This is a genomic window from Nodosilinea sp. LEGE 07088, assembly GCF_015207395.1.
GTDB lineage: Bacteria > Cyanobacteriota > Cyanobacteriia > Phormidesmidales > Phormidesmidaceae > Nodosilinea.
In genome coordinates this window covers 21784-28387 of sequence record NZ_JADEWX010000066.1, presented here as the reverse complement: position 1 = coordinate 28387, position 6604 = coordinate 21784, and the positions used below count along the sequence as shown (strand labels likewise).

7 protein-coding genes are annotated in these 6604 nt (G+C 58.5%); 4 read left to right on the top strand and 3 right to left on the bottom strand.

From position 1 onward, the window contains the following. Positions 1-101: 101 nt before the first annotated feature. Positions 102-2060 (bottom strand): caspase family protein, encoded by a 1959-nt coding sequence (locus IQ254_RS15660; protein ID WP_193967094.1) that lies wholly within the window; start codon positions 2058-2060, stop codon positions 102-104. A gap of 194 nt (positions 2061-2254) precedes the next feature. On the opposite strand from IQ254_RS15660, the gene IQ254_RS15655 reads away from it, so the two are divergent. The 3 genes from IQ254_RS15655 to IQ254_RS15645 all read left to right on the top strand — a co-directional run bounded on the left by IQ254_RS15655 (position 2255) and on the right by IQ254_RS15645 (position 3494). Beyond that, the gene (locus IQ254_RS15655; RefSeq protein WP_193967093.1) at positions 2255-2716 is read left to right on the top strand and encodes a hypothetical protein; all 462 of its coding nucleotides are present in this window, start codon (positions 2255-2257) and stop codon (positions 2714-2716) included. A gap of 96 nt (positions 2717-2812) precedes the next feature. Next, complete coding sequence (gene rpmF, locus IQ254_RS15650; RefSeq protein ID WP_193967092.1) at positions 2813-2989, top strand: 50S ribosomal protein L32; 177 nt, start codon at positions 2813-2815, stop codon at positions 2987-2989. 151 nt (positions 2990-3140) lie between these two features. Then, on the top strand, positions 3141-3494 hold the full coding sequence (locus IQ254_RS15645) for a DUF4870 domain-containing protein (protein WP_193967091.1): 354 nt from the start codon (positions 3141-3143) through the stop codon (positions 3492-3494). Between the two features lie 3 nt (positions 3495-3497). Here IQ254_RS15645 and IQ254_RS15640 read toward each other — a convergent pair whose 3' ends face one another. Further along, positions 3498-5180, bottom strand: a complete 1683-nt coding sequence (locus tag IQ254_RS15640; protein WP_193967090.1) for a hypothetical protein — start codon at positions 5178-5180, stop codon at positions 3498-3500. A gap of 138 nt (positions 5181-5318) precedes the next feature. On the opposite strand from IQ254_RS15640, the gene IQ254_RS15635 reads away from it, so the two are divergent. Then, positions 5319-6029: a hypothetical protein gene (locus IQ254_RS15635; RefSeq protein ID WP_193967089.1), complete on the top strand. Its 711-nt coding sequence runs from the start codon at positions 5319-5321 to the stop codon at positions 6027-6029. Here IQ254_RS15635 and IQ254_RS15630 read toward each other — a convergent pair. Then, a complete protein-coding gene (locus tag IQ254_RS15630; protein ID WP_193967088.1) occupies positions 6023-6502 on the bottom strand; it encodes a cupin domain-containing protein in 480 nt (159 codons plus the stop codon). The two genes, IQ254_RS15635 and IQ254_RS15630, sit on opposite strands and share 7 nt — an antisense overlap. Positions 6503-6604: the final 102 nt, after the last annotated feature.

Here is a 6604-nt window from a genome sequence, read left to right as displayed (position 1 = left end):
GTATAGGGTGATGGGAGGGGGGTGGAGTTTCAAGTTTTGTGCTTTGAATACTCCCCTATCTTCCCCCAGCCAGCCCCATCTCCCCGCTCTTCTTAGCTTCTCTATTGTCCCTGCCATTGCTGCATTTCTGCCTGGGCCTGGTCGTAGACACTGGTACCGGGGGGCACTAGACCAGCAGCCGAGATAGCGCCAGGGAGTTGCCCCGCAGCGGCCCGGGCGCGGGCAATCGCGAGAATGTCGCGGCTCCACTGTTCGATGCGTTCCTGGGCGATCGCCGATTCGGGGTAGTCGGGCGGAATCTGCTGGGCCAGGGCGATCGCCGATTGAAATGACCCCGCCTGGTTAGGTTGCAGCAGGCTCTGGGCTTCTTGCAGCAGCTGTTGGTTAATGCGACGCTGTTCCCACCGTTGAATTTGGCTTTGGGCCTGGCCCCAAACCTCGGCCTGATCTGCGGGCACTAGTCTAGCGGCACTGATGGCCGCCGCTAAGTCACCCGAGGCGGCTCGGCCCACGGCCAGATCTAAAATAACCTGACTCCAGCGGGCAATGTCAGCCTGGGCCTGCTCGTAGGCTGGGTCATCCGTCGGCACCTGACGAGCCTGTTCAATGGCATCGTTAAACAGTGAGGCAGAAACTGGCTCAATCAGGCGGCGAGCCCTGTCGAGGGCGACATCGCCCGATAACTCAGCCCTGGTATAGCCGATCTCGGCTTGGTCAACCAGGGCCTGGTAGTCTACGGGCCGCTCCACCTCAGGAATTTGTTTGAACCAGCTCAGCGCCTCGCCAAACTGCTGCTGGGCAAGGGCATTGCGGCCTCGTTCCAGGGCCTCAGCACCACTCACCGCCGTACCCGGAAACAGCGGCTCTGCCGCAGGGGAATCTGGCGGCAATGCGCCTGAGGCAGGCTCTTCTGGGATGGAAACCGGCGGCGTGGCCGACTCTAGGGCAGGCTGACCACCCCAAAAGCTGGATTGATTCCGCCACAGCACTCCCAGCAGCAGCAGCCCGGCCACTAGCAAGCCCCAGCGCCAGGGGACTGGCCAGCCGGTCGATGCTGATGGCTGATCGATGGCCCCTGGGTCTGGTGCGGCCACCGCAGGCGGTACCCCGGTAGGGGGCGGTTCTGGCGCTGGTGGCTCGACCGATGGCCAGGGCCGAGTACCACCGCTATCAGCGGGGTCTGTGGGCACCATCTGGGACGGCATACCCTGCGCTGGGATCTCCCCCAGGGGGGGCACAACCAGCTCTGGCTCCGGAAGATCTGGCAAGAGTTCTGGCTCTGGTGGTATGCCCACAGGCATTTGCCCCACCAGACTAGACGGCACCAGCATGGCGTACTGCTGCCCAGGGGGAATTACGGCGGTAGGGTTCTGTGGCGGACGCCAGTGGTGCTGGCACAGCTCGGGCACGCGATCGCGCAAATAATCCACCATCTGCGCCAGGGTCAGACAGCCGTGAAAGCGCAGGCCTTCAATCAGGGCTTCGGTGAAGAGCCCATGGCGCACCGCCAGTGTCTCCTGGGAGAACTGATTGGGCCGACACGAGAGAATTAGGGGCAGCGCTAGCTCCTGGGCCAGGGCTAGGGATTGGGCCCCGAGCCCCTGGTTCCCAGGGGCTGGGCTGAGCGCGCTCTGGGGCCGATTGATATCGAGCATAATGATCGACTGACGCTGCTTGCCCTGGTGCATGCGTTTGAGCAGGGTTTCAATCAAAATGCCGGTCTGCTCGATGCGGTTGGGATCGGCATCAATAGGCAGCAGGTAGTCTTGCCCCTGCCACTGCACCCCATAGCCGCTAAAGAAAAACCACACCGTATCGTCTGGGCCAGCGCGATCGCAGCTTTGGCCCAGCCGCTCTAGCAGTATCGTTTGGGTCGGAGCCGCCGAGCCCTGGTACACCATCGGCGACACATCGGTCAGCAACGAGCAGTATTGCGGGAGCAAACCCACCTCATTGACCAAAAGATCTCGCAATTCGAGGGCATCGAACTGCGCATACATCAGGGGCTGAAGCGATTGATATTGATTGATACCGACAATAACGGGCCAGTGGCTTGCCATGCCTTATGGATGCCTCCCAAGGTCTGGGGTACGAATGAAAAAATTCACCTGCCATAGTAGCGCCTGCATACCCAAACGGAAGCCCAGCGAGGAGATTGCAACAGAAGACAATTCTTTATTGACGGTTTGGGGCTCTATCGCTAAAGTTAAGGCACTTTTGGGGCATCCTACAGGGATGTTGGGAGCAGTTGGCCATGAACGTTATTTCTAATTTGAGTAAGCGCAGCCCTGTCGAGGCCCGCCATCGTCAGCCCAAATCAACGGTCTTTTGGGCGCGCTTATGGTTACTGGCCTTGACGGCCTTTGGCGGCGTTGCATTACCGACTCTAATCACCCCTCCGGTAGCTCAGGCCTACACCTCGCGGGTCAACCTGTTTGTGGTGCGGGAGCAAAACGAAAGCTTTGAAACCCTCGTGCAGCGCTCCGAAATTATTGCTAGGGCCGCGATTCAGCGCAGCTTTGACGCCGATCTGCTGATGACTGACGTCGTGGTCACCGTCATTGGCGATAATCGAGGCATTTCGGTGCCCATTCTCGCGGTGCCAGTCAGCCGCAGTGAGTGGCAGCTCAGGCCCGATGTCACCCAGTGGGCGCAGTACTTTGAGGCCTCTAGAAATCTGGTAGTCGATGAGGTTGAAGGCGAGGCCGATAATTAACCCACGGGGCCAGCTTGCAAGCTGGCAAAGATATCTTGCATAGATACACTGTCTTGCCCTATGATTGAAAGGTTGTGAAGTCTTAATATTGCTGTCATGGCGGTTCCCAAGAAGAAAACCTCCAAACAAAAGCGTGACCAGCGTCGCGCCACTTGGAAGCGCACCGCAGCGCTCCAGGCCCAAAGAGCGATGTCTTTGGGTAAATCTGTGCTCACGGGGAGGTCTACTAGCTTTGTATACCCCACCGATGACGACGATGAGGATGAAGACTAAGGTTAAAGCTAAGGCAGGTGAACGGTTAGCCTTTGCGCTGCTCTATGACCGCGCTTTTTACTTCAAATACTACATTTTGTAAGCAGGATAGAGCCTCTATCCTGCTTTTTAAGTTAGGTTGGCGGCAGCTTACCTGATTTGACCACCTGCTATGAACCAGCTTGACTCCACCCCAGAATCGCGCATGTGGGCGATGCTAGCTCACCTCAGCGCCCTTTCTGGCTTTGTCATTCCCTTTGGCAACATCATTGGGCCGTTGATCATCTGGCTCGTCAAGCGCGACGAAATGTCCTTCGTGGATGATCAGGCGAAGGAAGCCCTCAACTTCAACATCTCCATGACCATTTATATGTTGGTGTCGGCGGTGTTGGTGATGGTGTTAGTGGGCATTTTGATGCTGGCTGTGCTGGGTATAGCCTGGCTGGTATTGGCTATCATGGCGGCGGTTAAAGCCAATGAAGGCACCGCCTATCGCTATCCCTTGACCCTGCGGTTGGTGAAGTAGGAGCTAAATAAAGGGACGAACTTCGGGCGCTAGGGGCGATCGCGGCGTCACCTGAGGGCGATCGCTACCGGGCAAGTCTACCGATTCTGGCTCGTCCAAATCATCTGGTTCTTCAGCAGGCTTAGGTTCTGGGGCAGGGAGACTCTCCTGAGACTCTGCCGCTGGCGATCGCGGCATAGCCAGGGAAGGTTCTGTCAGAGACGGCTCTGTCATCTCTGGCCCAGCCTCAGGGAGGTCGGGAGTAGCGGTCTCTGCCGATAATTTGTCACCGGCTGGAGCCGTCAACTCTTCAGAAGCAGCCTCGGATACAGTATCAGGCCGAGCGGCCGCCGCGCTGGCATTGGCATCTTCGGAGAGATCAGTGGTCTCAGCAACGTCATCCTCCAATTCAAAATTGTCTTGGCTTTCAGGAGCAGCGCTTTCTTGCGGAGCAGATTCAGGGGCAGCGGCTGGCTCCAGGGATGAGTCAGGCTGAGGTAAGGGAGGAGGCTGCACCTCAGTATTGGGATCCGTGTCAGCCGCGCCTGACCGGTCGCCTGAACCCTCAATCGTGCCTTCGGGTGCAGGCAGAGATACCTCAGACCTATCTGGAGTGGGGGCTGGTGCCACAAGCTCATCGGGTACAACAGAATCACCTCCATTGGCGGACGGTTGCTCCAAAGCTTCAGCCGCAGCGCTATCCTCAGACCCATCTTCTTCAGCTTCGGCTTTGCCGATGGGTTCTGGCTCAGGAGGCGTAGGCGGCTCGTAGGTGGGGTCAATAATGCCGGCTATATCGTTGAGGGTCACCTCGCCACGCACCAAGCGAGACAGCGTATCGCTACCGCCGGGCTGGTAGTCAATGATGCGCACGGTGTTATTGAAGCGGTTGTCGATAGGGGTGCCGCTTTCGTCGATTAGCTCCAGCTGTACCCAGTTGCGGCCCGGCTTAAACCCCTTCAGCCAGATCGGCTGCCACTGGTCAAACACAAAGCTTTGATCGTTGACCGTACAGCGAATGCGCCAGTCGTGCAGATCATCATTGGGTTCTGCCTGGGCACTCATGTGCAGGGGGGCGTTAGTGAGGTAAAAGTCGAGCATAATTGGCTCGGCGCCATAGCTGCCCTGGGGGCGGCTATAGGTAAGCAGTGGGGTGCTGGCATCGAGCTCGTTTTGGGGAGTCGGTGCGATCACGTGAAAGGTGCGCTGGTCAAAGGCCCCTTGATTTTTGAAGCTCTCGTGCCAGGGCCGCGACGCAAAGACGCGCAGGGTGTGGGTACCGGGGGAGAGATCTGCAAAGGTAACGGGCTCTGACAGATCGTAAACGGCTTTGTAGGGTTCGTTGTCTAAAAACAGATGCAGATGGGGGCCGAGTTGATAGGTGTCGTCTTTAAACAGGGGTAGCCCCCGCACCTGAAATCGCACCGCCACGCTGGTGTCGTCGAGCACTTCGCCGGGGCGGGGGCTGAGCAGCCGCACCTGGGGAGTATAGGCGTCGATGATTTGCTTGAGGGTTTCGAGGGTAGCGGGCGGCGAGACCTCGGCAATTTGCCCCGTGAGGCGGTTGGGCTGGGGAGTTGGCTCTGAGATCAGCTCGGTGGGTTGAACGGGTTTGGCACAGCTGCCCATGGTGAAGGTGAGCAACGCGATCGCAACTAGGGCCACAACCTGCCTTCCCAGTCGGATGCCCCTGGATATCGTGCCCATGCTGGTGTTCTCCCCGTCTTTGCAACTATTACCATAGGCCACTTTAGGGACTTTACCGCAACCGCCACACAGGTTTTTGCCGCCTTCCTAGGGCTGAGCTACACTGACTCGACGACATCTGAGAAAAGGTTAATCGCCATGCGGGCAAAACAGGTTGTCATACTGACATTATCGCTGGTTGTCGGTCTCACCGCTGGGGCAGCCGCTGCCACCGCCTTCTACTGGAACCGGGCCACCGCTCTGCCCACCTGGTACAGCACCAGCGGGGCCGATGCTGCGGTGGCCGATGTGGGTCATGGCAGCGGTAATTTGCTGGGGGCAAAGCTGGCCAGTGGCCAGGGGGTGCGCTACGGCGACAACAACCAGGTCGCCATTTCCCTCACCGAGGCTGAGTTGACCCAGCTGCTGGCCGAGAGACTTGCCCGCAGTCCTGAGATGGCCCAATTCTTGCCCGTTGCCGAAAGCATCAATGCCACTATTCGCGGCGATCGCGTGGCCGGAGGCATCGTGGTTAACCCTGCCGATATTCCCACCCAGAGTCTGCCGCCCCAGGCCCGGCAGGCTCTCGAAACAGCGTTTAGCACCATTCCTATGCTGGGCGATCGCCCCCTTTACATTGGCCTTGAAGGCAGCCCCCGTGTTGACAATGGTCGTCTGGTGCTGGGCAACGACACTCGGGTTCAAATTGGTCGAGTCAAGCTGTCGTTAGACGATGTCGCCCGGCTCACCGGCCTCGATGCCACTCAAATCAGCGAAAGGCTTAACCTAAGCTTGCCCCAGGCCGGTCTCACCCTCGATGGTCTAGAGTTTATCGACGGCGAAGCGGTGCTGAGCGGTACTGCTCAGTAAGCCGTGCCATCTTTGTGAGCAAAGATCCACTGACCGTCGATGAGCTGGGCTTGGAGGTCGTCATCAGGATAGTGGGCCTCGTCCCCTGGGGTTCGATCGCCAATTTCGAGGTAGACGACATCGGTGTCGGTTTCATTTACCAACCGATGGGCATTGCCCGAGCCCGCCTTAAAACCAGCGCACATGCCTGGCTGCAGCTGAGTACAGCCGGCATCGGTATGTAAGGTTGGATGGCCAGCGACCACGAAGATAAATTCGTCTTGGGCGGTGTGAGCGTGTCGTAGGGCCGATACTGCTTTTGGGGATAGACAGGTCAGGTTGACGCCAAAATTTGATAGGCCAAAGAGGTCTCCTAGGGGACGCTTGATGCGACCTGCCATTTGGGTCGCGAAGGGGTCTGGGTAGCTGGATGGTTTGGTTCTGGGCGGTGCCTCTGACGCGGCGATCGCGATCGGCGGTTGTAGAGATGTCATAGGGTCGTCGTTCTGGTAGGGGGGCATCAGCCGAAACCCGAATTTAATCACCTAGACCTCCAACAGGCAACCGAGCGGGGTTTGCCCGCCGCATTCAGCTGC